The sequence below is a fragment of the Streptomyces rugosispiralis genome (assembly GCF_024505145.1).
GTDB lineage: Bacteria > Actinomycetota > Actinomycetes > Streptomycetales > Streptomycetaceae > Streptomyces > Streptomyces rugosispiralis.
Map to the genome: position 1 here is coordinate 102317 of NZ_JANIAA010000009.1, position 25315 is coordinate 127631.

The 25315-nt window shown below is 70.7% G+C and carries 23 protein-coding genes and 7 tRNA genes; 19 read left to right on the plus strand and 11 right to left on the minus strand.

Annotation, left to right across the window (positions count from 1 at the left end):
- Positions 1–52: 52 nt before the first annotated feature.
- The 5 genes from NP777_RS17015 to NP777_RS17035 form a co-directional block, all read right to left on the minus strand.
- A tRNA-Val gene (locus tag NP777_RS17015) sits at positions 53–124 on the minus strand.
- Positions 125–135: 11 nt separating this feature from the next.
- A tRNA-Val gene (locus NP777_RS17020) sits at positions 136–207 on the minus strand.
- A 24-nt stretch (positions 208–231) separates the two neighbouring features.
- Positions 232–303, minus strand: a tRNA-Val gene (locus NP777_RS17025).
- 1 nt (position 304) lies between these two features.
- Positions 305–375: transfer RNA gene (locus NP777_RS17030), tRNA-Cys, on the minus strand.
- 28 nt (positions 376–403) lie between these two features.
- Positions 404–476: transfer RNA gene (locus NP777_RS17035), tRNA-Gly, on the minus strand.
- Positions 477–636: 160 nt separating this feature from the next.
- On the opposite strand from NP777_RS17035, the gene NP777_RS17040 reads away from it, so the two are divergent.
- The 3 genes from NP777_RS17040 to NP777_RS17050 all read left to right on the plus strand — a co-directional run bounded on the left by NP777_RS17040 (position 637) and on the right by NP777_RS17050 (position 3541).
- Complete coding sequence (locus tag NP777_RS17040) at positions 637–1695, plus strand: chorismate-binding protein (RefSeq protein ID WP_256651000.1); 1059 nt, start codon at positions 637–639, stop codon at positions 1693–1695.
- The gene (locus tag NP777_RS17045) at positions 1692–2519 is read left to right on the plus strand and encodes an aminotransferase class IV (protein WP_256651001.1); all 828 of its coding nucleotides are present in this window, start codon (positions 1692–1694) and stop codon (positions 2517–2519) included. The genes NP777_RS17040 and NP777_RS17045 overlap by 4 nt, the downstream gene beginning before the upstream one ends.
- A 176-nt stretch (positions 2520–2695) precedes the next feature.
- The gene (locus NP777_RS17050) at positions 2696–3541 is read left to right on the plus strand and encodes a GNAT family N-acetyltransferase (RefSeq protein ID WP_256651002.1); all 846 of its coding nucleotides are present in this window, start codon (positions 2696–2698) and stop codon (positions 3539–3541) included.
- 53 nt (positions 3542–3594) lie between these two features.
- Here the strand turns inward: NP777_RS17050 and NP777_RS17055 are convergent, their stop codons facing one another.
- Positions 3595–4110, minus strand: a complete 516-nt coding sequence (locus NP777_RS17055; RefSeq protein ID WP_256651003.1) for a DsbA family protein — start codon at positions 4108–4110, stop codon at positions 3595–3597.
- A gap of 133 nt (positions 4111–4243) precedes the next feature.
- On the opposite strand from NP777_RS17055, the gene NP777_RS17060 reads away from it, so the two are divergent.
- Both NP777_RS17060 and NP777_RS17065 read left to right on the plus strand, forming a co-directional pair.
- On the plus strand, positions 4244–4705 hold the full coding sequence (locus NP777_RS17060) for a hypothetical protein (RefSeq protein WP_256651144.1): 462 nt from the start codon (positions 4244–4246) through the stop codon (positions 4703–4705).
- Between the two features lie 68 nt (positions 4706–4773).
- Positions 4774–4947 (plus strand): hypothetical protein, encoded by a 174-nt coding sequence (locus NP777_RS17065; protein ID WP_256651004.1) that lies wholly within the window; start codon positions 4774–4776, stop codon positions 4945–4947.
- Positions 4948–5035: 88 nt separating this feature from the next.
- Here the strand turns inward: NP777_RS17065 and NP777_RS17070 are convergent, their stop codons facing one another.
- Both NP777_RS17070 and NP777_RS17075 read right to left on the minus strand, forming a co-directional pair.
- Positions 5036–5605, minus strand: coding sequence for a CGNR zinc finger domain-containing protein (locus tag NP777_RS17070; protein WP_256651005.1), 570 nt, complete (start codon positions 5603–5605; stop codon positions 5036–5038).
- 339 nt (positions 5606–5944) lie between these two features.
- Positions 5945–6358 (minus strand): SsgA family sporulation/cell division regulator, encoded by a 414-nt coding sequence (locus tag NP777_RS17075; protein ID WP_003959770.1) that lies wholly within the window; start codon positions 6356–6358, stop codon positions 5945–5947.
- Positions 6359–6548: 190 nt separating this feature from the next.
- On the opposite strand from NP777_RS17075, the gene NP777_RS17080 reads away from it, so the two are divergent.
- The 10 genes from NP777_RS17080 (at position 6549) to NP777_RS17125 (ending at position 15268) form a co-directional block, all read left to right on the plus strand.
- The gene (locus NP777_RS17080) at positions 6549–7004 is read left to right on the plus strand and encodes a TIGR02611 family protein (protein ID WP_256651006.1); all 456 of its coding nucleotides are present in this window, start codon (positions 6549–6551) and stop codon (positions 7002–7004) included.
- Positions 7005–7070: 66 nt separating this feature from the next.
- Positions 7071–7142 (plus strand) — tRNA-Val (locus NP777_RS17085).
- Positions 7143–7409: 267 nt separating this feature from the next.
- Positions 7410–8690, plus strand: a complete 1281-nt coding sequence (locus NP777_RS17090) for an ABC transporter substrate-binding protein (RefSeq protein WP_256651007.1) — start codon at positions 7410–7412, stop codon at positions 8688–8690.
- Between the two features lie 11 nt (positions 8691–8701).
- Positions 8702–9703, plus strand: coding sequence for a carbohydrate ABC transporter permease (locus NP777_RS17095; RefSeq protein WP_391858529.1), 1002 nt, complete (start codon positions 8702–8704; stop codon positions 9701–9703).
- Positions 9700–10551, plus strand: a complete 852-nt coding sequence (locus NP777_RS17100; protein WP_256651008.1) for a carbohydrate ABC transporter permease — start codon at positions 9700–9702, stop codon at positions 10549–10551. Before NP777_RS17095 ends, NP777_RS17100 begins: the two co-directional genes overlap by 4 nt.
- A 31-nt stretch (positions 10552–10582) precedes the next feature.
- Positions 10583–11194 carry a hypothetical protein gene (locus NP777_RS17105; RefSeq protein ID WP_256651009.1) on the plus strand — a complete coding sequence of 204 codons (612 nt, stop codon included), beginning with the start codon at positions 10583–10585 and terminating at the stop codon, positions 11192–11194.
- A 150-nt stretch (positions 11195–11344) separates the two neighbouring features.
- Entirely contained in the window at positions 11345–14092 is a 2748-nt protein-coding gene (locus NP777_RS17110; RefSeq protein ID WP_256651010.1) for an exo-rhamnogalacturonan lyase family protein, read from the plus strand.
- A gap of 39 nt (positions 14093–14131) precedes the next feature.
- Positions 14132–14641 carry an SRPBCC family protein gene (locus NP777_RS17115; RefSeq protein WP_256651011.1) on the plus strand — a complete coding sequence of 170 codons (510 nt, stop codon included), beginning with the start codon at positions 14132–14134 and terminating at the stop codon, positions 14639–14641.
- A 66-nt stretch (positions 14642–14707) separates the two neighbouring features.
- Positions 14708–14782, plus strand: a tRNA-Val gene (locus NP777_RS17120).
- 114 nt (positions 14783–14896) lie between these two features.
- The gene (locus tag NP777_RS17125) at positions 14897–15268 is read left to right on the plus strand and encodes a VOC family protein (protein ID WP_256651012.1); all 372 of its coding nucleotides are present in this window, start codon (positions 14897–14899) and stop codon (positions 15266–15268) included.
- A gap of 37 nt (positions 15269–15305) precedes the next feature.
- Here the strand turns inward: NP777_RS17125 and NP777_RS17130 are convergent, their stop codons facing one another.
- Positions 15306–16031: a 3'-5' exonuclease gene (locus NP777_RS17130; protein ID WP_256651013.1), complete on the minus strand. Its 726-nt coding sequence runs from the start codon at positions 16029–16031 to the stop codon at positions 15306–15308.
- A 256-nt stretch (positions 16032–16287) separates the two neighbouring features.
- Between NP777_RS17130 and NP777_RS17135 the strand changes: the two genes are divergently transcribed.
- The 4 genes from NP777_RS17135 (at position 16288) to NP777_RS17150 (ending at position 20959) form a co-directional block, all read left to right on the plus strand.
- On the plus strand, positions 16288–16770 hold the full coding sequence (locus NP777_RS17135) for a DUF4365 domain-containing protein (protein ID WP_256651014.1): 483 nt from the start codon (positions 16288–16290) through the stop codon (positions 16768–16770).
- Positions 16770–17972, plus strand: coding sequence for a hypothetical protein (locus NP777_RS17140; RefSeq protein WP_256651015.1), 1203 nt, complete (start codon positions 16770–16772; stop codon positions 17970–17972). The genes NP777_RS17135 and NP777_RS17140 overlap by 1 nt, the downstream gene beginning before the upstream one ends.
- A gap of 349 nt (positions 17973–18321) precedes the next feature.
- Complete coding sequence (gene thrS, locus NP777_RS17145) at positions 18322–20301, plus strand: threonine--tRNA ligase (RefSeq protein WP_256651016.1); 1980 nt, start codon at positions 18322–18324, stop codon at positions 20299–20301.
- A 91-nt stretch (positions 20302–20392) separates the two neighbouring features.
- A complete protein-coding gene (locus tag NP777_RS17150) occupies positions 20393–20959 on the plus strand; it encodes an HIT family protein (protein ID WP_138916590.1) in 567 nt (188 codons plus the stop codon).
- Positions 20960–21032: 73 nt separating this feature from the next.
- On the opposite strand, the gene NP777_RS17155 is transcribed toward NP777_RS17150, so the two are convergent.
- Positions 21033–22685 (minus strand): hypothetical protein, encoded by a 1653-nt coding sequence (locus NP777_RS17155; RefSeq protein ID WP_256651017.1) that lies wholly within the window; start codon positions 22683–22685, stop codon positions 21033–21035.
- Positions 22686–23017: 332 nt separating this feature from the next.
- Positions 23018–25225, minus strand: a complete 2208-nt coding sequence (locus NP777_RS17160) for an elongation factor G-like protein EF-G2 (RefSeq protein WP_256651018.1) — start codon at positions 25223–25225, stop codon at positions 23018–23020.
- Positions 25226–25315 lie beyond the last annotated feature (90 nt).

Here is a 25315-nt window from a genome sequence, read left to right on the forward strand (position 1 = left end):
CGGGAAACGCCGGAGGGCCGGAGCTTTCGCTCCGGCCCTCCGGCGATCGATGTGGACGATACTGGGATTGAACCAGTGACCTCTTCCGTGTCAGGGAAGCGCTCTCCCGCTGAGCTAATCGTCCGCGGGACTGCGTGCGCGATACTGGGATTGAACCAGTGACCTCTTCCGTGTCAGGGAAGCGCTCTCCCGCTGAGCTAATCGCGCAGGGTGGATCCGTGAGGATCCGAGTGGACGATACTGGGATTGAACCAGTGACCTCTTCCGTGTCAGGGAAGCGCTCTCCCGCTGAGCTAATCGTCCGAGGTGGAGACGGGATTTGAACCCGTGTAGACGGCTTTGCAGGCCGTTGCCTCGCCTCTCGGCCACTCCACCAGCCGTGGGGGTCGAAACCCCCACTCCGAGCGGACGACGAGATTCGAACTCGCGACCCTCACCTTGGCAAGGTGATGCTCTACCAACTGAGCCACGTCCGCAGGTGTCGTTTCTCCGGGGCGCTTCCGCGTCCCGGCGACGTGTTGAACTCTAGCGGATTCCGGGGCCAGCTCAAATTCCGTTTCCGCAGCGTGCTGCCCTGCTCGCGCGCCGCACTCCCTCCCGGGACCGCCCTGACCTGGGCACCATAGACTCGCAACCGTGCACGACCTGCCCCCGCTCGCCCGCTTCGGCGGCCTGCTCGCCACCGATCTACGGGATGTCACCAGCGACCCGTCGGCCCTGGAAGCCCAGGGTTTCTGGGCCGTTGTCGCGGACTTCGAAGGCCGTCTGGTCTGCGCTCGCTTCGGCGATGTACGGGCCGAGCCGGTGCCGCCGCCCGCGCCCGGCGGCTGGCGCGGTCCCGCGGTGGGGGAGTGGGCCTCGTCACTGGACCGGGCCGCCTACACCGCCGGGGTGCGCACCATCCGGCGGCGGATCGCGGCCGGCGAGGTCTACCAGGCCAACCTCTGCCGGGTGCTGTCCGCGCCGCTGCCCGATCCGGCCGGGGCCGATGTGGACGCGCTGACCGCGCTGCTGGCCCTGGGCAACCCCGCCCCGTACGCGGGGACCGTAAGGCTGCCGGCCCACGGGGTGGAGGTCGCCACGGCCTCGCCCGAACTGTTCCTGCGGCGCACCGGGCGCACCGTGGAGTCCGGCCCCATCAAGGGCACCGGCCGCGGCCCCGAGGACCTGCTGGAGAAGGACCACGCCGAGAACGTGATGATCGTGGACCTGGTCCGCAACGACCTGGGCCGGGTCTGCGCCACCGGCTCGGTGACCGTCCCGGCGCTGTGCGCGGTCGAACCGCACCCCGGACTGGTCCACCTCGTCTCCACGGTGCGCGGCGAACTCGCCCCCGGCACCGGCTGGCCGGAACTGCTCGCGGCCACCTTCCCGCCCGGCTCGGTCACCGGCGCGCCCAAGTCCAGCGCGCTGCGCGTCATAGCGGAGCTCGAGACCGCGCCCCGCGGCCCGTACTGCGGCGGTATCGGCTGGGTCGACGCCGACCGCGGCACCGGTGAGCTGGCGGTCGGGATACGGACCTTCTGGATCGACCGCGGCGGCCCGGCCGGGGCCGTGCTGCGGTTCGGCACCGGGGCGGGCATCACCTGGGGCTCAGACCCGGAGCGCGAATGGGACGAAACGGAACTCAAGGCCGCCCGGCTGCTCGCGGTAGCGTCGGGTGTACAGCAGACGACGGGAAGGGCGACGCGATGAAACCGGCCATCTGGCTCGATGGATCCCTCTGCGACCCGGACAGCGCGATGGTGTCCGTGTTCGACCATGGGCTCACCGTCGGCGACGGCGTCTTCGAGACCGTCAAGGCCACCGAGGGGCGGGCCTTCGCCCTCACCCGCCATCTGCGGCGGCTGGCCCGCTCGGCCACGGGCCTGGGGCTTCCCGAGCCGGACCTGGACGAGGTGCGGCGGGGCTGCGAGGAGGTGCTCAAGGCCCACCCCGTGGCGTTCGGACGGCTGAGGATCACCTACACCGGGGGGATCTCACCGCTCGGCTCCGACCGGGGCACGGCCGGGCCCACCGTGGTGGTCGCGCTGGTCGAGGCGGCCCGCAGGCCCGACGCCACGGCCGTGGTCACCGTCCCCTGGGCGCGCAACGAGCGCGGGGCGCTCACCGGCCTCAAGACCACCTCGTACGGCGAGAACGTGATGGCGCTCGCCCGCGCCCGTGAGCAGGACGCCACCGAGGCACTCTTCGGCAACACGGTCGGCGCGCTCTGCGAGGGCACCGGCTCCAACGTCTTCGTGGTCCTCGACGGCCAGTTGCACACCCCGCCGCTCTCCTCCGGCTGCCTCGCCGGGATCACCCGCGCCCTGGTGCTGGAGTGGGTGGGCGCCAAGGAGACCGATCTGCCGCTGGACGTGCTGTACCGGGCCGAGGAGGTCTTCATGACCTCCACGACCCGCGACGTACAGGGCGTCCACCGCGTGGACGGCCACACCCTGCCCGGCGCCCCGGGGCCGGTCACCGCCGAGGCCCTGCGGATCTTCGTCGAGCGGGCGGCCGCCGACATCGATCCCTGAGCGGGCGGCCGCCGACATCGATCCCTGAGCGGGCCGCCGGGGCATCGGGCCCCGAGCGGGCGGCGGGGGACATCGGGGCCCTGAGCGGGCCAAGCCCGGGGCCCGAACCGCCGATCGCGGCGGATCCGCGCCGGAAAACGGGTGACGATCGCCCGGCGGGCCGGTAGAACACCTTCGTGACCACCACTCTGCGGCCCACCGCGCCCGAACGGCACACCGACGGCGGCGGGCGTGCCCGCGCGTACGAGGTGTGCGTCAACGGCCGCCCCGTCGGTTCCGTAAGCCTCGCCACCGACGCCCTCCTGGGCCCGGCGGCCGGGCGTATCGAGCGGCTCCACATCGACGAGGCCGACCGGCACCGCGGCCGCGGCACGGTCGCCGCGCTCGCCGCCGAGGAGGTGCTGCGCGGCTGGGGCTGCACCCAGCTGATGGTGAGCGTCCCCGCGTCGGCCACGACCGCCCTCGGGCTCACGGCCGCGCTCGGCTACCGCGAGCGCGGCCGCAACATGCTCAAGCGGCTCACGGACCCGCCGGAGCTGCCCGAGGGCAGCGCGATACGTCCCCTCACGGAGACCGACTACCCGGCGTGGCACGCCCACGAGCGGGCCGGATACGTCGCCGATCTGCTGAAGCGCGGACTCACCCGGCAGCAGGCCGATACCAAGGCGGACACCGACTACGCGAGGCTGCTGCCGCAGGGCCCGGACACCCCCGCGGCCCTGCTGCGCGTCCTCGCCCACGGCGGCACGGACGTGGGCACCGTCTGGATCGCGCTGCGCGAGGGGGAGCCCGACGCCGCCGAGAGCGGGGAGGCGTACGTCTACGCCGTCGAGGTCGCCGAGGAGCACCGCGGCCACGGGCACGGCCGGACCCTGATGCTGGCCGCCGAGCGGGCCGGCCTGGCGCACGGGGCGCACAGCCTGGGCCTGCACGTCTTCGGCGGCAACACTCCGGCGCTGCGGCTGTACGAGTCGCTCGGCTACGAGCCGATCGAGTACCAGCTCTACAAGCCGCTGCTGTAAGAGTCTGTGCCGAGCGCCCTCGGAGCTGGCCCTCAGAGCTTGCCCTCAGAGCTTCAGGACCGCTCGGCGACGAGCCGGGCGGCGATCTCCTCGACGCGCTCCCGCAGCCCCTCCTGGCTCTTGCCGCCGTCGAGCCGCTCGCCGCCGATCACATAGGTGGGGGTGCCGGTGACCCCGATCGCCCGGCCCTCGGCCTGGTCCGCGTCCACGATCAGGATGTGCCGGCCGTCGACCAGCGCGGTGTCCATCTCCTCGGCGTCAAGACCCAGTTCCCGGGCCACCTCCACCAGCACCGGCTCACCGCGGGTCCCGAGCTCCTCGGTACGCTCCAGGACGGCCTCGACGAACGGCCAGCCGCGCCCCTGGGCGATGGCCTCCTCGGCCGCCTGAGCCGCCGCGTGGGCGTGCCGGTGGCGCTCCAGCGGGAAGTGGCGCAGCCGGATGTCCAGCGTGTCCTGGAAGCGGTCGCGCAGTGCGCGCACATCGCCCAGGGCGGTACGGCAGTCGGGGCACTGCAGCTCGCACCAGACGTCGAGCACGGGACGGGGGGAGGGGTCGGTGTGGCTCATGGGGCCAGTCTTCCAGCCCCCGGACCCTGCTCCGTACCCGGAGATGTCCCTGATCCCGGGCTCGGGCCATGGCCCTGGCCGCCTTACGGGGTGCACGATGGACATACCGGAAGCCCAGTTCACGGGAGGAACGATGCTGACCGACACCATCTGCGCCGCGCTGTCCGCGGCCGGTCTGGGCATCGCCGGGGTGACCGCCTACCGCAAGCGGTTCCTGGCGGCGACGCGGATCGCCGCCTATGCCCTGATCCCGCTGGGCCTGGCCATGACCGGGATCCTGGACTGGCTGACCGACCTGGTCTTCAAGCCGAGCATCTGGCTGGGCTTCGGCCTGCTGGGCCTCTCCTGGGTGCTGTTCATGATCACGCGGGCGGTCGAGCACCGCTCCGGTGGCACCCGTAAGGAGCGCCGCGCGGCGGCCGCGGCCGAACGTGCCGGCGGGGTGTCGGCGGGGGCCTCGGAGCCCGCGCTGGGGCCGGGCCGGGGAGCCGGCGGGTCCAAGGCGGCGGAGAAGCCGAAGACCAAGGGTGGAACGAGCTCTGGCACAGATGACTTCTCCGACATCGAGGCCATACTCAAAAAGCACGGGATCTGACAAGCGACCGATCAAAAAACGATCACCGTTCGCAGGCGGGCTCATGGCTGGGTCATGATCTCCGCGAGATGTTGCAATCACCGCCCGGGGAGCAATCCCCCATCGAAGGACCCCCTGTTCCGCCGAGCGACGAGACCCGTGGCTGTCTCTTCGCCCTCTCGCAGCCGCCGCTGATGCTGTTCCTGGCCTTCATCGGCATGCTGCTCTTCGTGACCGCCGTCCACGACCTCTACCGGTGGTGAGGCGGCGCCCGGTCCGGTTACCGATGGTGACCCGCTCATCGGCGGTGAGGCGGCGCCCCGCCCGGCCTCCGAACCCCGTACGCGGAAGTCAGCTCGCGGCCTCGCGGCGCCGGGCGCGGTAGGCGGCGACATGCAGCCGGTTGCCGCAGGTGCGGCTGTCGCAGTAGCGCCGGGAGCGGTTGCGGGACAGGTCCACGAAGGCGTGGCGGCAGTCCGGGGCCTCACAGCGGCGCAGCCGCTCCCGCTCGCCCCCCACCACGAGGAACGCCAGCGCCATCCCGCAGTCGGCGGCGAGGTGGTCGGCCAGCGAGGCACCGGGCGCGAAGTAGTGCACATGCCAGTCGTAGCCGTCGTGGTCGGTGAGCCGGGGCGTGGTGCCGGCCGCGGCGATCATCGCGTTGAGCAGTTCCGCGGTGCGGCGGGCGGCGGCCTCGTTCCCGGCCGCCGCGAAGACCTCGGCGAACCGGGTCCGTACGGCCCGTACCGCGGTGAGGTCGCGCTCCCCGAGCGTGCCGATGTCGCTGATGGCATTGCGCTCGACGAACCGGCGCAGTGCGGCGACATCGGCGAGGTCGTCCCGGTCCGCGCCCTCGGGCGCGGTGTTCACCAGATCGACGACGGCGTCGAGCGCGCACCGGGTGTCGTGGTTGATCAGCACGATTGGCTCCCTGGCCGGCTGGGTCGGCGGCTGCCCCTGGGCTGCCCTCGATCTGCCCGACTCTAGTCCTGCCGGGCCCCGGACGTTCACCAGGCGGCCCGGATGGTCCGGCGGCGGTGCCGGGCGGTCCGGCGGCGGTGCCGGGCGGTCCGGCGGCGGTGCCGGACGGTCATACGACGGTGCCGTCACCGCGGACGCCGCCGCGGCGACGGCACCGTCGCCTGCCTCTGCGATTGTCGGGATTGCCATGATCGGGATCGTCGGTACGTGATGCGGTCGCGCCCCGGCTCGCGCCGTCTCCCCGAGTCGGACGGCCGAGCGCTCAGCTCTCGCCGGGTCTCAGCTCTCCGCCAGGATGTGGGAGAGCTCTGTGTCGAGGTCGAAATGGCGGTGTTCGGTACCGGGTGGCACCGCGGCGTCGGTTCGCTTCAGGAACGACTCCAGGGCCCGCGCCGGGGCTTCGAGCAGTGCCTCCCCCTCCGGGGAGCTCAGGGCGATGCAGACGACTCCCTGGCCGTGGCTGCGGGACGGCCACACCCGGACATCGCCGGTGCCGGTGGGCCGGTGCAGACCCTCGGCGAGAAGATCGCGGGCAAACACCCATTCGACCGTCTCTTCGGCTCCGGTGTGGAAGGTGGCGTGCACGGCGTAAGGGTCGGCCGTGTCATACCGCAGGCCCGCGGGTACAGGCAGTGAGGATTCGCTCGACACAACGAGGCGCAGGTGCAGCTCGCAGCTGACCGTGGTGTTCATAAGCGCCAGGGCCTTTCGCTCAGTGTGCGCTCGGGGATTCGCACGTCGGCGAAATCGACATGCCACCTACGGTGCCGTTGTAAACCCCTCTGACCGTTTTGCGGCTCTTCTGGTAGCTCATGCGGCCCAGCTCCGGACCGGCCGCTACCGCCGTTCCGGTGACTTCAAACGATCAGGTAAGTTGGGTCACATGAATGCGGAGAGTGACGGGCGGCGTGGGGCCGATGAGGCGGGGTCCCAGGTCGCGACGGGGGGCGACGCGTCGGCGAAGGAGCCGGTGTGGGGCTCCCGGGCGCCGCGGTTCATCAGACGGTCGCGCCCGCTCCACCTGAGCTGGCAGGTCGGCGTGTTCATCGTCGGTCTCGGGGTCGTGGTTCTGGGCGTCATTTTGCTGCCCCTGCCCGGTCCCGGGTGGCTGGTGATCTTCGCCGGAATGGCGATCTGGGCGACCGAGTTCGTCTGGGCCCAGCTGGTGCTGGCCTGGACCAAGCGCAAGGTCACCGAGGCGGCGCACCGCGCCCTGGATCCGAGGGTGCGCAGGCGCAATCTCATACTGACCACGATCGCGGTGGTGATCTGCGCCGTGGCGCTGTCGGCCTACGTGTGGAAGTTCGGCATCGTGATGCCGTGGAAGATCGAGCAGTGAGCGGTCCGGCGTCGTGGGACTGGTCATGAGCACGGTTCGGCATGCGCTAATGTTGGGCGTGCGCCAGGGCGATTAGCTCAGTGGGAGAGCGCTTCGTTCACACCGAAGAGGTCACTGGTTCGAACCCAGTATCGCCCACCCTGGACCGAGGGCCCGGAAGGCATCAGCCTCCCGGGCCTTCGGCGTTGTCGCATGTCCGAAGGTGTCCCGTGCCGCCGTGCCGCCGAGTGCTCGGCGCGGCTCTCCCAAGCGCTTTCGTCGAAGCGCTTCACCTCGATCCTGAGTGATCCTGTCCGAACCGTTGACGTACGCCTCGTTGGTCCCTAACTTGTCCCGGCAAGCGCTTGCCTAAAACGTTTCAAGCTAGCGGGGGCAGTCGGACGACCTGCCCGGGAGGGGCGTGTCATGGGTGCTGGGCGATGGACGGCGAGGGCGAGAGGGGTCCGGGCGGCAGCGGCCGCGGCGGCCGTGCTGGGGCTGCTGGCCACCGGCTGTGGCGGCGGAAGCGGTTCCGGGGACGGCAAGGTGACCATCCGTTACTCGTGGTGGGGCGCCAAGGACCGCGCGGAGCTGATCCAGAAGACGGTCAAGCTCTTCGAGAAGGAACATCCGAACATCAAGGTCAAGACGGACTTCTCCGAATACACCGACTTCTGGAGCAAGTTCAATACCCAGGCCGCGGGCGGAAACGCCCCGGACGTCTTCCAGAACTCCTACGCCTTCCTGCGCAAATACGGCGACAAGAACCTTCTGCTGGATCTGAATGGTCAGGCCGACGCCGGAAATCTCAGCCTGAAGGGATTCCGCGACGGACTGGAGAAGGCCGGGGATATCGACGGCAAGCTCCTCGGAGTGCCGGTCGGCGCCAATACCTTCGCCTTCTTCTACAACCCGGACGCGTTCCAGAAGGCCGGAGTGACCGTCAAGGACGGATGGACCTGGGACGACTTCTTCGCGGCCGCCAAGAAGGTGCGCAAGAGCGACGGCACCCTCTACGGCGCCAGCGACAACGCCAATGTGATGTACCTCTACGACCTGTATCTGCGGCAGAACGGCAAGGCGTTCTTCACCAAGGACAGCAAGCTCGGCTTCACCAAGGACGACCTCACCGAGTGGTGGGGCCGCTGGCAGCAGCACGCCAAGGCCGATGAACTGGTGCCGGGCAAGAAGTCCGAGCAGGCCAAGCCCAAGGCGTCGATCAGCGCCGATCTGTCGGCCTCCGAGTTCACCTGGGACAACTTCCTGGTCCGCTTCGCCGCCGAGACCAAGACCACTCTCGACCTCGGGCCCGTCCCGACCACGGACGGCAAGCGCACCGCCCAGTACCTCTCCTCGCTGATGCTCAGCGGCTCCGCCCGCACCCACCACCCCAAGGAAGTCGCCCAGTTCATCGACTTCATGACCCATGATCCCGAGGTGGGCAAGATCATGGGCTACAACCGCGGCATCCCGGCGACCACCGCCCAGTACGACGCCTACAAGCCGCAGGGCGTCGACGCCAAGATCGCCGCGTATGAGAAGAGCGTGAGCGCCAAGCTGGAGCCGATCACCCCGCACCCGGCCGGCGCCGATGTCGCCGAGGCCGCCTTCCTGCGGATCTACACCCAGGTCGCGCTGGGGCAGAGCTCGATGGGCAAGGCGGTCGACCAGTTCTTCAGCGAGGCCGAGTCCGCGCTCGGCTCGTGAGGAGAGCTTCCGTGACACCGACCACGACGCGTGCGGCGGACGGAGTGCGGCCTCCCGGCGGGACGGCCGCCGGGAAGGCCGCCCCCGGCACCCGCCCCGCCCCGGCGGCGGGGCGGCGGCGGGGCCGCCGGGAGACCCTCGCGGGCTATCTCTTCCTGACGCCCTGGTGCATCGGGATCCTGCTGCTCACCCTCGGCCCGATGCTCGTCTCGCTCTATCTGGCGTTCACCGACTACAACCTCTTCGACTCGCCCCGGTGGATCGGGTTCAAGAACTTCCAGGACCTCTTCCAGGACGACCGCTGGTGGACCTCGGTCCAGGTGACGCTGAAGTACGTACTGATCGGCACCCCGCTGAAGCTGGCGGCGGCCCTCGCCGTGGCGCTGCTGCTGGTCAAACCCCGTAAGGGCCAGGGCTTCTACCGCTCGGCGTTCTACGCCCCCTCGCTCATCGGCGCCAGCGTGAGCATCGGCATCGTCTGGCGGGCGATCTTCAACGACGACGCCGTCGTCGACAAGTCGATGAGTCTCTTCGGATGGGACGTCGGCGGCTGGATCGGCGACCCGGACTGGGCGCTGCCCACTCTCACCACGCTGACCGTCTGGCAGTTCGGCGCGCCGATGGTGATCTTCCTGGCCGGGCTGAAGCAGGTGCCGGGCGAGCTGTACGAGGCCGCCGAGATGGACGGCGCCGGCCGCTGGCGGCGGTTCCGGTCCATCACCCTGCCGATGATCTCCCCGGTGCTCTTCTTCAACCTCCTGCTGGAGCTCATCCACTCGTTCCAGGTCTTCACCTCGGCGGTGGTGATCGCGGGGTCGGGCACCAACACCGGCGGACCGGGGGACTCCCTGCTGGTCTACGGCTGGTACCTGTACGAACAGGGCTTCCGCAATCTGCGCATGGGCTACGCCGCCGCGATGGCCTGGATGCTGATGCTCGGCATCGGCCTGGTGACCGCCGTGCTGTTCAAGACCCAGCGCGGCTGGGTGCACTACGAGGAGGACGCCAGATGACCACGATGGTGGGACGCCCCCGGGCGCGCTCGGTGATCTGGCACCTGGGGGCGCTGGCCGTACTGGCGGTGATCCTCTACCCCGTGGTGTGGGTGATCGGCGGCTCGTTCAAGCCCGGTGACCAGATCGTCGGCAGCCTCCAGTTGCTGCCCACCGCTCCGATCACCGACAACTACCGCCGGCTCAGCGACGGCATCGCCGACGTGCCGATCTCGACCTTCTTCACCAACTCGCTGCTGCTGGCGGCCGGTTCGGTGATCGGCGTGCTGTTCTCCTGCTCGCTGGCGGCCTACGCCTTCGCCAGGATCCGCTTCGCCGGGCGCAACGCGCTCTTCACGCTCATGATCTCCACCCTGCTGCTGCCGTTCCAGGTGCTGATCATTCCGCAGTACATCCTGTTCCAGAAGCTGGGCCTGATCAACACGTATGTGCCGTTGCTGCTCGGCAAGTACCTGGCCGCGGACGCCTTCTTCGTCTTCCTGATGGTGCAGTTCATGCGCGGGCTGCCCCGGGAGCTGGACGAGGCGGCCCGGCTGGACGGCTGCGGCCATCTGCGCATCTACTGGAACATCGTGCTGCCGCTGTGCCGCCCGGCCCTGATCACCAGCGCGATCTTCACCTTCATCTGGTCCTGGAACGACTTCATCGGGCCGCTGCTCTACCTCAACGAACCGGACAAGTACACGGTCTCGCTGGGCCTGAAGCTCTTCATCGACCAGGACTCCGTCGCCGACTACGGGGGGATGGTCGCCATGTCGATGGTCGCCCTGCTGCCGGTGCTGCTGTTCTTCCTGGCCTTCCAGCGCTATCTGGTCGAGGGCGCGGCGACCTCCGGGCTGAAGGGCTGAGGCCGTCATGGGACAAGCCAGGGGAGATGCCATGGGGCAAGCCATGGGAGATGCCGGAGGAGAGGCCGCCGTACGGCGCGCCGCGCACGGCCCGCTGCGGTTCGCGCTGTTCGCCGAATGCCTGCTGACCGGCGTCTGGGTGGTGCTCGCCGCCCTGCCGGTGATCACTCTGCTGCCCGCGTTCGCCGCGGGCTGTGCGCACCTGGGCCGTCATCTGGACGGTGAGCGGTCCACCTGGCGGGACTTCCTGGCCGGGCTGCGGGAGGCGACCCGGAGCGGCTGGCGGTTCTCGCTGCTGTGGTGGGCGGCGCTCGCGCTGCTCGCCTTCGATCTGCGGGTGGCCCGTTCCGGGGCCCTGCCCGGCGGGCCCGCGCTGATCGCCGTGAGCGTGGCGGGCCTGCTCGCGGCGGTCGTCCTCGGGCTGCGGACGGCGGCCTTACGGCGGCCCGGCATCGCTTGGCCGGCCGCCGCCCGTACCGCCGCGCGCCAGGGACTGGCCGCCGACCCCGGCGGATCGCTGCTGCTCATCGGCGGGCTCGCCGTACTCGCCGTCGCGGCCTGGCAGATGCTGCCGCTGATCGCCCCGGCGGCGGGCGCCCTCGCGGGCTGTGCGGTCGCGGTGGAGCGCCGCGCCCGCGCCTGACCCGCCCCCGGCGCCGTCTCGCCCTCGCCGCCGTCCCACCACCGGCGCCGTCCTCCCCAGGCGCCGCCCGCCCAAGGCGCGGCCCCCCGCGCCTCCGCCCCTCCGCGCGCTCATGTCATGCACCTGCCCCGTACGAAAGGTGAAGCGGACATGCCCCCGATCCCCCGACGCAACCTCCTCAAGGCCGCCGCCGCCACCGGCGCCGCCGTGCCGTTCTCCTGGCTGCTCGCCCACAACGCCCCGCGGGCCGCCGCCGACAGCCCCGCCGCGAAGGCCGCCGACGGGCCCGTGGACATCACCTGGCTGGAGGACGGCGGCCTGGGCGCGGCCGCGGGCTCCACCTTCGGCGTCCCCTGGCCCAAGGGCGCCCACCCCGGCGACCGGACGTTCGCGCTGACCACCGCCGACGGCACACATGTGCCCCTGCAGACCTGGGCCACCGCCTACTGGCCCGACGGCTCGCTGAAGTGGACCGCCCACGCGGCGGGGGAAGGCCTCACCGGCAGCGCCTACCAGCTCACCACCGGCACGCCCGCCGCGCCCGCCAAGAAGGTCACCGTCTCCGAGACCGGCGGCAGGATCACCGTCGACACCGGGGTCATCAAGGCCGTCATCGGTAAGGACGGCAAGCAGCTCATGCGCTCGGTCACCCGTGGCTCCACCGAGATCGCCCGCGACGGCCGGCTGGTCCTGCTCCGCCAGGGCGACGTGGACGACGGCGACCATGGCCGCGTCGAGTGGGAGCGGTTCGACGGCGAGATCAGCGGGGCGAAGGTCGAGCAGAAGGGCCCCGTCCGCGCCGTGGTCCGCATCGACGGCAAGCACCGTAAGGGCCGCCGCGCCTGGCTCCCCTTCAGCGTCCGGCTCTACTTCTACGCGGGCGCCGACTCCTTCCGTATGGTGCACACGATCACGTTCGACGGCGACCAGGACAGAGACTTCATCCGCGGCCTCGGCGTCCGCTTCTCCGTGCCGATGCGCGACGAGGCGTACGACCGCCACATCCGTATCGCGGGCGAGGGCAAGGGATTCCTCACCGAGGCCGTCAAGGGCGTCACCGGGCTGCGCCGCGACCCCGGCGCGGGCGTCCGCACCGCCCAGGTCAAGGGCGAGAAGCTGCCCGACCCGGCCGGCTGGGACCAGCGCGTCACCTCGCGGCTGCACCTCATCCCCACCTGGGGCGACTACACCCTCTCCCAGCTCTCCGCCGACGGCTTCACCCTGCGCAAGCGCACCAAGCCCGGCCACGGCTGGATCGCGGCGGGCGGCGGCGGCCGGGCGAGCGGCTTCGGCTACGTCGGCGGCGTCAGCGGCGGACTCTCCTTCGGACTGCGCGACTTCTGGGAGAAGTTCCCCGCCCAACTGGACATCCGCGGCGCCGCCGGGGCCGAGGCCGAGGTCACCCTGTGGCTCTGGTCGCCCGAGGCCCAGCCCATGGACCTGCGCTTTTACCACGACGGCATGGGCCAGGACACCTATCCGGAACAGCTCGAGGGCCTCAACATCACCTACGAGGACTACGAGCCGGAGTTCGGCACCCCGTACGGCATCGCCCGCACCAGCGAACTCACCTTCTGGGCCAACGCGGCCACTCCCGACGCCGACACCCTCGTCCGGCAGGCCGCCGCCGTACGCACCCCGCCCCAACTGGCCGCCGGACCGGCCGACCTGGCCCGCGCCAAGGTCTTCGGCGGCCTCTTCGCCCCCGTCGACCGCTCCACCCCCGCCAAGGCGAAGATCGAGGACCGGCTGGACTTCCTCTTCGACTACCACAAGGGCCAGGTCGAACAGCGCCGTTGGTACGGCTTCTGGGATTACGGCGACATCATGCACACGTACGACGGCGACCGGCACCAGTGGCGGTACGACGTCGGCGGCTACGCCTGGGACAACTCCGAACTCTCGCCCGACCTGTGGCTGTGGCTGGCGTATCTGCGCTCCGGCCGCTCCGACATCTTCCGCTTCGCCGAATCCATGACCCGGCACACCGGCGAGGTCGACGCCTACCACCTCGGCACATGGGCCGGGCTCGGCACCCGGCACGGCGTCCAGCACTTCGCCGACAGCGCCAAACAGCAGCGCATCTCCACCGCCCTGTACCGCCGCTACTACTACTTCCTCACCGCGGACGAGCGGATCGGCGACATCATGCACGCCCTCGTCGACTCCGACGAGACCTTCCTCGTCCTCGATCCACAGCGCAAGGTCCGCGACGACCCCGACTACGAGCCCGATCCGCACGCCCTGGACATCGGCTTCGGCACCGACTGGAGCGGCCTCGCCGGGGCCTGGCTCACCGAATGGGAGCGGCGCGGCCCGAAGGCGAAGAAGGCCGAGGCGCGGCTGCGCTCCACCATGGAGACCATCGCGGCCCAGCCCAACGGCTTCGTCCAGGGCAGCGGGCTGTACGACCTCGACACCGGCAAATACGCCATCGCCGACCGGCCCGAGGTCAGCGTCTCCCATCTGTCCGCGGTCTTCGGCCTGGTCGAGGTCTGCGCCGAGGTGATCGACCTCATCGACCTGCCGAAGTTCAAGGAGGCATGGCTGGACTACTGCCGCTACTTCAACGCCACCAAGGCCGAGCAGAAGGCCCGCTACGGCACCGACTTCGGCTCCCTGATCCTGGTCCAGGGCCACTCCCGGCTCGACGCCTACGCCGCCGTCCAGCTCGAGGACGACAGGCTGGCCGCCCGCGCCTGGCAGAAGTTCACCGAGTACCACGAGGGCGACGGCTACCCGGATGCCACCATCAGCTGGAAGTCGGTGCGGGTGGAGGGCCCGGACGTGCTGGAGCCCGGCGTCGAGGCGGCCTGGGTGAGCACCAACGCCACCGCGCAGTACGGCCTCGCCGCGATCCAGAACCTGGCGCTCGTCGGCGACAGGCTGCCCGGGTAGGTGCGGCCGTCCCCGGTTCGCTGCCGCACACTTGAGGGCATGGACTGGTGCCATTACCGCTTCCGCAGCCGATGGGATCTCGACGCACCGCCCGCCGCCGTCTTCGCGGTGCTGGCGAACGGCGACGACTATCCGCAGTGGTGGCCCCAGGTCCGTGAGGTCCGGCGGATCGACGAGCGCAGCGGCGCCGCCCGCTTCCGCTCCCTCATCCCTTACGACCTGCGGCTGACCGTCAGCGAGGCGCGCCAGGACCCGGCGGACGGCGTGCTGGAGATCGGGTTCGCGGGCGATCTGGAGGGCTGGGCGCGCTGGACGGTGCTGCCCCGGGGGACCGGCACCCGCGCCCTCTTCGAACAGGAGGTGGTGGCCCGCAAGCCGCTGCTGCGCCGTCTCGCGCTCCCCGGGCGCCCCGTCTTCCGGGTCAACCACGCCCTGATGATGCGCTCCGGGCTGCGGGGGCTGCGGGCGTACCTCGCCGCGCGCCCCGCCGGTCCGGCCGAGGCGCCGTCCGGCCCGGCCTCCGGGCCCTCCGGCGGAAACACGGTTTGAACCAAACCCGCCGCGACCTGTATTGTTCAGGTCGTTCCGCCGGGGAGAACCCGAAGAGAACAACCCGGGCGATTAGCTCAGTGGGAGAGCGCTTCGTTCACACCGAAGAGGTCACTGGTTCGAACCCAGTATCGCCCACCACCCCAGGAGGCCGGGCCGCCAGCAGGCGGCCCGGCCTCCTGTTTATGTGCTTGTACGGCCGGGAGTGGGGTATCCGGATAAAACTTCCGTGGGTGACGATGTGGAGGGGAACTCATGGCCGTCGCGACCGCAGCCGTTCTGTCCTTGGACTGCGCCGAACCCGAAGAGCTCGCCGAGTTCTACGCCCGGGTGCTCGGCGCGGAGATCCAGCCGCTGACCACCCCCGACCGGGTCGAGATCGTCGCACCCGGCGGGTCACGGATGGCCTTCCTGCGGGACCACGGCTTCGCCCCGCCCAGCTGGCCACGGCCGGACGACTCCCAGCAGGCGCATCTGGACCTGCTGGTGGAGGACATCGACGCCGCGGAGCGTCAGGTCGTCGACCTGGGCGCGCGGCCGCTGGACACCAAGAACAACGGTGGCCCGCGCGACATACGGATCTACTCCGACCCGGCCGGCCACCCGTTCTCGCTCCGCCGGGCCTGAGCGTCGGGCGCACCGCGACGCCGCCGGACCCGAGCGTTCAGGCCGCGGCCGGCAGGTCCGGCCGCAGCGGCCAGGCCGGATCGCAGACCTCGTCCGAGCCGTTGAGCGCGAACCACGCCTGCAGCCCCCGGGCCTGCGCCGCGTACCAGACCGTCTGGCGCGCGTGCAGCTCGGCGGGCGTCAGCGTCTCAAGACGGGAGGCGAACCGGCGGCCCACCGCCCGTACGACATGCAGCGCGGCCGCCGCGTCCGCCGCCGCGTCATGCGCGCCGGTCAGCTCCACGCCGTAGTGCGCACACAGATCGATCAGGGTGCGGCGGCCCTTGCGATAGCGGTCCAGATGCTTGTCCAGCACCCGCGGATCCAGAACGGTCATCGAGCGCAGCGAAAGATAGCCCGCCAGGCTGGAGTTGCGATGCCGCTTCAACTCCCGGTCCAGCAGGGTCAGATCGAACGGCGCGTTCATGACCACCAGCGGGGTGCCCCGAGCGACCTGCTCCGCTATCGCCCGCGTCACCTCGTCCACCACCGGCGCCGGCCATCTGCCGTGACGCTGGAGGTGATCGTCGGTCAAACCGTGTATCTCGGTGGCGGCCGGCGGCACCGGCACGCCCGGACTCACCAGCCAGCGCCGGATCTCCGGCAGACTTCCGGTCCCACGCTGCACCACCAGGGCCGCCGATACGATCCGGTCATGCTCGACATCGACACCCGTGGTCTCCGTGTCAAAGGCGGCGAGCGGCCCTTCGAACCAGGACGGCATGGCCTCAACTCCTCGTGCATTTCCCCTCGATGACATGTGATCCCGCCCCGACCAGGTGATACCCGGAGGGAGGACCGCGAACCGCCGCTGTTTGCCGAGGTCCTGACGCGGAGACAACACAGGTGTACGAAGCCGGCGACGACCGGAAGGCGTCACGGACATGACGCTCGCAACACCCGACCCGGCCCCGACGGCGAGCGGCCTTGCCCTGAGCGGATCACCTCCCGTGCGTGGCCAAATCGCCACCACCGCCTGTATGGAGACCCTTCAGGTGGGGTATCTGCACGCGGTGGCCGCCGCCGCGGGCTGCTCACTGGCCCAGCCCTTTCCCGACCACGGCATCGACTGGCATGTCAGCCACAGCGCGCCCGGCCACGCCGTGGACGACGAGGTCACCATCAAGGTGCAGCTCAAGGCCACGTACCAGATCGCGCCCGGCCCTCCGGGGCCGAGCTTCGCCTTCACGCTCGACAACGACCACCTGGTCAAGCTGGCCCGCAGCCCGGTCTCCGTGCACAAGATCCTCGTGGTGATGATCGTGCCGCGCGGACAGGACGACTGGCTGCGCGCCGGACATGACCGCCTGTCCCTGCGCCACTGCTGCTACTGGATCAATCTGGCCGGCCACGCGGTCACGGGCCGCCGCCGGACCACCGTGCGGATCCCGACCTCGCGGATCTTCGACGACCGCGCGCTCTGCGAGATCATGACCCGGGTCGGGGCGGGAGGGAAACCGTGATGGACCGGCCATGGCCCCAGGACGACCCGGCACCCTTGTCGGTCCCGCGCCCCGACGAGGTGGATCCGGCCGTCCTCGGCGCCCTGCTCGCCCGGCACGGCTGGCGCCGCCGGGGCGGCGCCCCGGGGGCTTATGCCCGCTGGACCCCGCCGGGCCGGGGCGCGGGCGGCACCAGCCTGCTGGTGCCCGAGAGCCGGGACTTCCCCGACAGCGGCGATCTGCTCGGCGAGGCGCTGATGGCGCTCGGCCGCAGCGCCGCGCCCTCCGCCCGCGAGGTGCTCACCGGCCTCGCCGTGCCCAGCGACGAGATCCGCTGGTGGCGCGAGGTCCCCGAATCGCCCGGCGGCACCTCCGCCTGGACCGCGCAGGAGCGGCTGCGCGCCGCCGCCCGCGACACCCTGCTGGCCGGGGCGCTCGCCGCCCGCGGCCGCGCGGGCTACTACGGCGCCCGGCACCGCCGCGCCGCCGAGGCGTCCCTGGAGCGGGTGCTGACCGGGCCCCCGGGCGCCGGGTCCGGCGGCCGTGAGCTGACCGTCTTCGTGCCCGTCGAGGAGGAGGGCCGCGCCACTGCCGTCACCCTGCTGCGGGCGCTGTACGCCCTCCGGGACGCCGCCGACTACCACCGGACGACCGGCGGCATGGAGGCGTATGACGCGGCGATCGCGGCGGGGGCCAGCCGGGAGCTGACCGAGGCGGTGATCGCGCTGGTCCAGGGCACGGAGGGGGCGCGGGTGGCGCTGGAGTGGTCACCGGCCGCCGGTCCGCCGCCGGGGTTCGCCGCCCGGCCCGATCCGGTGGAGTTCTCGCCCGGCGATCTCCCGGGGCTGAGGGAGGCCGGTGCCCGCTATGTTCGGGATGAGCCGTCCGTTCCCGTGTGCCTCACGGGTGCGGTGGTCCGGCTGCGCCGCACCGGCCCCGGCGGTCCCGGGGCGGTGCGGCTGCGGGTGCTCTCCGGGGCGGAGGTCGCACAGGTGCGGATCACCCTGGACGAGGAGGACTACCGCATCGCCGGCCATGCCCATTTGGTGGGGCTGCCGATCCGGGTGCGGGGGCGGCTGGAGAGCCGCGGCGGCTTCCGGCGGCTCAGCGGGGCCGGTGGCGTCACCCCGGTCCAGGTGGACGAGGCCGAGCGGGACCGGCTGGTCAAGTCGCTCCAGGAGAACCTGGACTTCTTCGAGGAGGCGTGCGGCGGCGGCCCCTGACCGCCGCCCGCGCTCGTCATGGCGTCGGGTGGGGCCCGCCCCGGGCGGTGGCGGTGTCCGCCCGACGGCCCTCGTACGCGGTGACGGCTTCCGCCCGACGGCCCTCGTACGCGGTGACGGCTTCCGCCCGACGGCCCTCGTGCCCGGTGCACGGTGTCCGTCCGACGGCCCTCGTACGCGCTGCCGGTGTCCGTCCGACGGTCCTCGTACGCGGTGACGGCGGCCGGTGGCCGTCACCCCGCGCGGTGAGGGCGTCCACAACCGTTTCGCGGTCCCGCCCGTCGGCTCGGTACGATTCACGCTGCGCGGCATTCGCCGCGGGGAGCCATCCATCAGTCAGGAGAGACCGGTGTCAGACGTCCGTGTGATCATCCAACGCGATTCCGAGCGGGAAGAACGCGTGGTGGCCACGGGCACTACGACGGCGGACCTCTTCACCGGCGACCGCTCGATCGTCGCCGTGCGCGTGGGCGGGCAGCTCAAGGACCTGGCGTACCAGCCGGCCGAGGGCGACGAGATCGAGCCGGTGGAGATCACCAGCCAGGACGGTCTGGACATCCTGCGCCACTCCACCGCGCATGTCATGGCCCAGGCGGTGCAGGAGCTGTTCCCGGAGGCGAAGCTGGGCATCGGCCCGCCGATCAAGGACGGCTTCTACTACGACTTCGACGTCGAGACCCCGTTCCACCCGGACGATCTCAAGCGCATCGAGAAGAAGATGCAGGAGATCCAGAAGCGGGGGCAGCGGTTCTCCCGCCGCGCGGTCACCGACGAGGAGGCGCGCGAGGAGCTGTCCGCCGAGCCGTACAAGCTGGAGCTGATCGGGCTCAAGGGTTCGGCCGCGGACGCCGCCGAGGGCGCGTCGGCCGAGGTCGGCGCGGGCGAGCTGACCATCTACGACAACCTCGACGCCAAGACCGGCGAGCTGTGCTGGAAGGACCTGTGCCGCGGTCCGCACCTGCCGACCACGCGGAACATCCCGGCCTTCAAGCTGATGCGCAGCGCCGCCGCGTACTGGCGGGGCAGCGAGAAGAACCCCCAGCTCCAGCGGATCTACGGCACCGCCTGGCCGACCAAGGACGAGCTGAAGGCGTACCTGGACTTCCTCGCCGAGGCCGAGAAGCGCGACCACCGCAAGCTGGGCGCCGAGCTGGACCTGTTCTCCTTCCCCGACGAGCTGGGCTCGGGCCTCGCGGTGTTCCATCCCAAGGGCGGCGTGATCCGCAAGGAGATGGAGCAGTACTCGCGCAAGCGCCACGAGGAGGCGGGGTACGAGTTCGTCAACACTCCGCACATCACCAAGGCCAAGCTCTTCGAGACCTCCGGCCATCTGCCGCACTACATGGACGGCATGTTCCCGCCCATGGAGTTCGAGGGCCAGGACTACTACCTCAAGGCCATGAACTGCCCGATGCACAACCTGGTCTTCCGGGCGCGCGGGCGGTCCTATCGCGAGCTGCCGCTGCGGCTCTTCGAGTTCGGCACGGTCTACCGCTACGAGAAGTCCGGCGTCGTCCACGGTCTGACCCGGGCCCGGGGCTTCACCCAGGACGACTCGCACATCTACTGCACCAAGGAGCAGATGGCCGATGAGCTGGACAATCTGCTCACCTTCGTGCTGGACCTGCTCCGCGACTACGGCCTGAGCGACTTCTATCTGGAGCTGTCCACCCGGGACGACTCCGACAAGTTCATGGGCAGCGACGACCAGTGGGAAGAGGCCACGGAGGAGCTGCGCAAGGCCGCCGAGAAGCAGGGCCTGGAGCTGGTCATGGACCCGGGCGGCGCGGCCTTCTACGGCCCCAAGATCTCGGTCCAGGCCCGGGACGCGATCGGCCGCACCTGGCAGATGTCGACCATCCAGGTCGACTTCAACCAGCCGGCCCGGTTCGAGCTGGAGTACACCGCGGCGGACGGCTCCCGTCAGCAGCCCGTCATGATCCACCGGGCGCTCTTCGGCTCGATCGAGCGGTTCTTCGCGGTGCTGCTCGAGCACTACGCGGGCGCCTTCCCGGTGTGGCTGGCCCCGGTCCAGGCGGTCGGCATCCCGATCGGCGACACCCATGTGCCGTACCTGGAGGAGTTCGCCGCGCAGGCCAAGGCGAAGGGCCTGCGGATGGAGGTGGACTCGTCCTCGGACCGGATGCAGAAGAAGATCAGGAACGCCCAGAAGTCCAAGATCCCGTTCATGGTGATCGTCGGTGACGAGGACGTCGCGAACGGTGCGGTGAGCTTCCGCTACCGCGACGGCTCGCAGAAGAACGGCATCCCGATCGACCAGGCGCTGGCCGAGATCGCCGACGCCGTGGAGCGCCGGATCCAGGTCTGATCCGATGGCGGTCTCCACGGAGGCCAGGATTCCGAGGGGCGGCCCTGGCCAGGGCCGCCCCTCGGCTCTTCCTCACCCCTGCGGGGCGAATATGCTGGCCCGCATGACGAGTGAGCCGGAACAGCAGATCGGAGTGGGGACGCCTGACGCGTTCCAGCGCCTGTGGACCCCCCATCGGATGGCCTACATCCAGGGGGAGAACAAGCCGACCGGCCCGGGTGCGGGCGATGGCTGTCCGTTCTGCTCCATTCCGGAGAAGTCCGATGAGGACGGCTTGATCATCGCTCGCGGCGAGTCCGTGTACGCCGTACTCAATCTGTATCCGTACACCGGCGGCCATCTCATGGTCGTCCCATTCCGGCACATCGCCGACTACACCGAGCTCACCGCCGAGGAGACGGTGGAGCTCGCGGAATACACCAAGGCCGCCATGACCGCGCTGCGTACCGCCTCGGGTGCGCACGGTTTCAACATCGGCATGAACCAGGGGACCGTGGCGGGCGCCGGGATCGCCGCGCATCTGCATCAGCATGTGGTGCCGCGCTGGGGCGGGGACACCAACTTCATGCCCGTGATCGGCAGGACCAAGGTGCTGCCGCAACTCCTCGCCGACACCCGCCGGTTGCTCGCCGACGCCTGGCCCCGGCCGGGGGCCTAGGGCTCATGGGTCGGGCCCTGGCCAATGTGGCCAGGGCCCGACCCATGAGCGCTGCCCTACGTGTCTCGTGCCCCTACGCGTCGTACAGGTCGGCCTTCTTCGGGGCGGCGTCCTGGATCTGGCCGCTGAGGGCCAGCGAGCGGTTGCCGAAGCGCTCGGTGTCCACGCCGTGGTGCTTGAGCACCCCGATGGCCGCCTCGTGGACCACCCGCAGCACCGGCGTGGCGGTGCGCAGCGCGTCGTCCGCCATGAAGCGGTGCCGCCAGGGCTTGTCCGCCCAGGCGTGCCGCAGACCGAACGGCTCGGGCAGCACCAGCTTGCCGCCGAGGTGGTCCAGGATCGGCGGGTACCAGGTGAAGGGGGCGCGTGCGGTCAGCCGCACGACCTCCTTCGTGTTCACCAGCGGCAGCGGGATGGACTTGGTCTCCCAGAACCGGAAGGTCTTGGCGACCGTCTTGCTGGGCGCCGACGGCTTGTTGTGGAAGAGCGGGTGTATCGGCCCCAGCGCATGCCCGGTGACCTCGATCCGCAGCGTCTTGTGCAGCAGGGTCACCGTGATCATCAGGGTGATCACCAACTGGCCGTCCCAGAGCACGAACTGCACACCCAGGTAGTGCCGGTCACCGGCGCCGAACTGCTGCTGGTCGCAGATCCGCTGGAGGTCGACGCCCTTTATCTGGAAGCCCTCCTCCTCGGAGGTGCCGCCGCGCTCGACCCCCTTGGCCCCCTCGCCGATCGGTGAGACCACCCAGTGGCGCACGGAGGGGGTGGGGAAGCCGCCGGTGTGCAGGGGGGTGCGCTCCAGCATGCGCAGCTGGTCGTGGATCGCCCGTATGACGTCCCAGCTGCGGAAGGGGTCGATCTCCTTGTCGGGATCGGCCGAGACCAGGTCCTCGGCCAGCTGCCAGCTGCCCCAGCGGGTGCCCATGCCCAATATGCCCTTGGGCCCCGCGTAGAAGACCACATTGCTGTACTGCTCGGCGGTGAGCTTGTGGAGCGCCTTGCGGAGCTCCTCGGCGGCGGTCTGGCCCGGGTGGTTGGGCACCGTCTCGGGCACCTTGGCGCCGACGCCGCCGCCCCCGAGCAGCCCGCCCCAGGAGTCCCGGAGCTCCTTGGCCGTGCGCTCGCAGATCTGCTTGGCGATGTACCAGCCGATGATCGGGGCGACCACGACGCCCCGGAGATAGATCCCCCAGAAGCCCCCGAAGGGCAGCTTGATCAGGAAGATCACGACCATCACGCCGAGCGCCACCAGCAGCGCCGTGCCGAGCGCGCCCATGCGCTTGTCCTGGGCCCCGGCGACCGAGCGGCGCAGCTGGAAGGCGCCGAGCCAGAGCAGCACCCCGGGCAGGAACAGCAGCCCGAAGATCACCATGACGGCGGTGAGCCGGGCGTCACGGGTCTTGCGGATGCGGTTGGCGGCCAGACAGTGCTCGACCACCGTCTGGGGCTCTATCCCGAAGGACTGGATCACCTGGCCCCGGCCGCCGCCGAGCATTCTCGTCTGGACGGCGCGTGCGAACGCCTCGCCCAGGTTCGGCTCGAAGAGCGAGATCCTCGGCTTCTTGACCTCCGAGACCGTCCACTCCGAATTGGCGTCGAGCAACTTTGCCACGGGGTCGTCGCGGTAGGCGGCCGAGGCCAGGGCCTGCGTCGCCGCCGTCTGTCCCGCCGCTCCCGACAGGGGAACCTGCGCCCCGGGACTGAAGTCGAATCCGTCCGTCACCAACGCCCCCAATACGGCACGCTCTTGCGCTGCGACCTCAGCGTATCCGGGGTGTGCACCGCCTGTCGCCAGGGCGTGTGCGGCCTGTGGAAAACCCTCGTGGAGAAGACCGCCCGCGGAACCGCCGGTGGACGGCCGACGGCGAAGGCCCGCCCGCCCCGGCGCGGTTGGGGCGGACGGGCCGTGACTTACGCCACGACCGGCCGTGACTTACGGCATGGCCGGTCATGACTTACGCCACGACCGGCCATGGCATACGGCACGGATGGGCCGTGACATGGCCGTGCGCCACGCCATGGACGGGCCGCGCTACGCCACGGACGGGCCCTGAACTACGCCTCCGCGGCCACTTGTTCACGCATTCGCTCGGCCAGCTGGTGGGGCATCGGCTCATGCCGGGCGTAGGAGCGGCTGAACCGTCCCGTGCCATGCGAAAGCGATCGCAGATCGACCGCGTACCGACCGATCTCGATCTCCGGCACATCCGCCTTGATCAAGGTCTGTCCGCCACCGGACTGTTCGGTGCCGACGACCCGGCCGCGCCGGCCGGACAGATCGCTCATGACGGCGCCGACATAGTCGTCCGAGACCAGCACGCCCACCTCCACCACCGGTTCCAGGAGGTCGATCCGGGCGTCGGCGGCCGCCTCGCGCAGCGCGAGCGCGCCCGCCGTCTGGAAGGCGGCGTCGGAGGAGTCCACCGAGTGCGCCTTGCCGTCCAGCAGCGTGACCCGCACATCGACCAGGGGATACCCGGCGGCGACGCCGCGCGCCGCCTGGCCGCGCACGCCCTTCTCGACGGACGGGATGAACTGCCGGGGCACCGCGCCGCCCACGACCTTGTCCACGAACTCGATGCCCGAGCCCTCCGGCAGCGGCTCCACCTCGATCTCGCAGATCGCGTACTGGCCGTGCCCTCCGGACTGCTTGACATGGCGACCGCGCCCGGCGGACTTCGCCCCGAAGGTCTCGCGCAGCGAGACCCTGTACGGCACCGCGTCCACCTGGACGCCGTACCGGCTGCGCAGCCGCTCCAGCGCGACGTCCATATGCGCCTCGCCCAGGCACCACAGCACCACCTGATGGGTGTCCGGGTTCTGCTCCAGGCGCATCGTCGGGTCCTCGGCGACCAGCCGGGACAGGCCCAGCGACAGCTTGTCCTCGTCCGGTTTGCTGTGCGCCTGGATGGCGACCGGCAGCAGCGGATCGGGCATCTGCCAGGGCTCCATCAGGAGCGGCTGGTCCTTGGCCGAGAGGGTGTCCCCGGTCTCGGCGCGGGTCAGCTTGGCCACGCACGCCAGATCGCCCGCGATGGCCTGGGGGAGGGTGCGCTGCTGTTTGCCGAAGGGCGCGGACAGCGCGCCGACCCGCTCGTCCACGTCGTGGTCCTCATGGCCGCGGTCCTCCAGACCGTGTCCGGACACATGGACGGTCTCATCGGGGCGGAGGGTGCCGGAGAAGACCCGCACCAGGGAGATCCGGCCGACATACGGATCGGAGGAGGTCTTGACCACCTCGGCGGCCAGCGGACCGTCCGGATCGCAGCTCAGCGGCGGGCGCGTGACGCCCTGCGGAGTGGTGACGGCGGGCGTCTCGCGCTCCAGCGGGGACGGGAAGCCGCCGGTCACCAGGTCCAGCAGTTCGATGGTGCCCAGGCCCTGCTTGGACCCCGCCGTGGCGGGCGCCGCCGCCAGCACGGGGTGGAAGCTGCCGCGTGCGACGGCCTTCTCCAGATCCTCGATCAGCGTCTTGACGTCTATCTCCGCACCGCCGAGATAGCGGTCCATGAGGGTCTCGTCCTCGCTCTCGGCGATGATCCCCTCGATGAGCCGGCCGCGGGCCTCCTCGACCAGCGGGAGCTGGTCCTCCTGGGGCGGCGATTCGGCGCGCGTCCCCGAGGAGTAGTCGAAGACCCGCTGGGTGAGCAGCCCGATGAGCCCGGTCACGGGGGCGTGCCCGTCCGGTCCCGGCTCGCCGCGCAGCGGCAGGTACAGCGGCAGTACCGCGTCGGGGTCGTCGCCGCCGAAGCTGTCCCGGCACAGCTCGGTCATCTCCTCGAAGCTGGCGCGGGCCGCTTCGAGGTGGGTGATCACGATGGCGCGCGGCATCCCGACCGCGGCGCACTCGTCCCAGATCATGCGGGTGGCCCCGGTGATGCCCAGGGCGTCCTGGGCGGCCGAGACAACGAAAAGGGCCGCGTCCGCCGCTCGCAGACCGGCCCTGAGTTCCCCGACGAAATCGGCATATCCCGGGGTATCCAGGAGATTGATCTTCATCCCGCCCCATTCGACGGGGACCAGCGACAGCTGGATCGAACGCTGCTGCCGGTGCTCGATATCGTCGTAGTCCGAGAGACAGCCGCCGTCCTCGACCCTGCCTGCCCGGTTGACCGCGCCCGTCGCCAGTGCGAGGGCCTCCACCAGCGTCGTCTTTCCGGTCCCACTGTGGCCGACCAGAACCACATTCCGCAGGGAGCTGGGCCGGTCGGCCGCCGCTGCCCTTCCGGCGGCCCCTGGGTGCGTACTCGTCTTGTCGCCCATGTGTCTCGCCTCCCGGTCGACACCTTGCGATACTTCGAGCTTTCCACCCCTGTAACGGTGCGTCCATACGTCCCACATGCGGCCGTACCG

Coding starts and splice junctions, on each gene's coding strand:
- NP777_RS17075 (WP_003959770.1), bottom strand. CDS start 6,358: ATGAACACCACGGTCAGCTGCGAGCTGCACCTGCGCCTCGTTGTGTCG.
- NP777_RS17060 (WP_256651144.1), top strand. CDS start 4,244: ATGCTGACCGACACCATCTGCGCCGCGCTGTCCGCGGCCGGTCTGGGC.
- NP777_RS17130 (WP_256651013.1), bottom strand. CDS start 16,031: ATGCCGTCCTGGTTCGAAGGGCCGCTCGCCGCCTTTGACACGGAGACC.
- NP777_RS17125 (WP_256651012.1), top strand. CDS start 14,897: ATGGCCGTCGCGACCGCAGCCGTTCTGTCCTTGGACTGCGCCGAACCC.
- NP777_RS17065 (WP_256651004.1), top strand. CDS start 4,774: ATGTTGCAATCACCGCCCGGGGAGCAATCCCCCATCGAAGGACCCCCT.
- NP777_RS17150 (WP_138916590.1), top strand. CDS start 20,393: ATGCTGGCCCGCATGACGAGTGAGCCGGAACAGCAGATCGGAGTGGGG.
- NP777_RS17140 (WP_256651015.1), top strand. CDS start 16,770: ATGGACCGGCCATGGCCCCAGGACGACCCGGCACCCTTGTCGGTCCCG.
- NP777_RS17080 (WP_256651006.1), top strand. CDS start 6,549: ATGAATGCGGAGAGTGACGGGCGGCGTGGGGCCGATGAGGCGGGGTCC.
- NP777_RS17115 (WP_256651011.1), top strand. CDS start 14,132: ATGGACTGGTGCCATTACCGCTTCCGCAGCCGATGGGATCTCGACGCA.
- NP777_RS17160 (WP_256651018.1), bottom strand. CDS start 25,225: ATGGGCGACAAGACGAGTACGCACCCAGGGGCCGCCGGAAGGGCAGCG.
- NP777_RS17105 (WP_256651009.1), top strand. CDS start 10,583: ATGGGGCAAGCCATGGGAGATGCCGGAGGAGAGGCCGCCGTACGGCGC.
- NP777_RS17135 (WP_256651014.1), top strand. CDS start 16,288: ATGGAGACCCTTCAGGTGGGGTATCTGCACGCGGTGGCCGCCGCCGCG.
- NP777_RS17090 (WP_256651007.1), top strand. CDS start 7,410: ATGGGTGCTGGGCGATGGACGGCGAGGGCGAGAGGGGTCCGGGCGGCA.
- NP777_RS17100 (WP_256651008.1), top strand. CDS start 9,700: ATGACCACGATGGTGGGACGCCCCCGGGCGCGCTCGGTGATCTGGCAC.
- NP777_RS17045 (WP_256651001.1), top strand. CDS start 1,692: ATGAAACCGGCCATCTGGCTCGATGGATCCCTCTGCGACCCGGACAGC.
- NP777_RS17110 (WP_256651010.1), top strand. CDS start 11,345: ATGCCCCCGATCCCCCGACGCAACCTCCTCAAGGCCGCCGCCGCCACC.
- NP777_RS17055 (WP_256651003.1), bottom strand. CDS start 4,110: ATGAGCCACACCGACCCCTCCCCCCGTCCCGTGCTCGACGTCTGGTGC.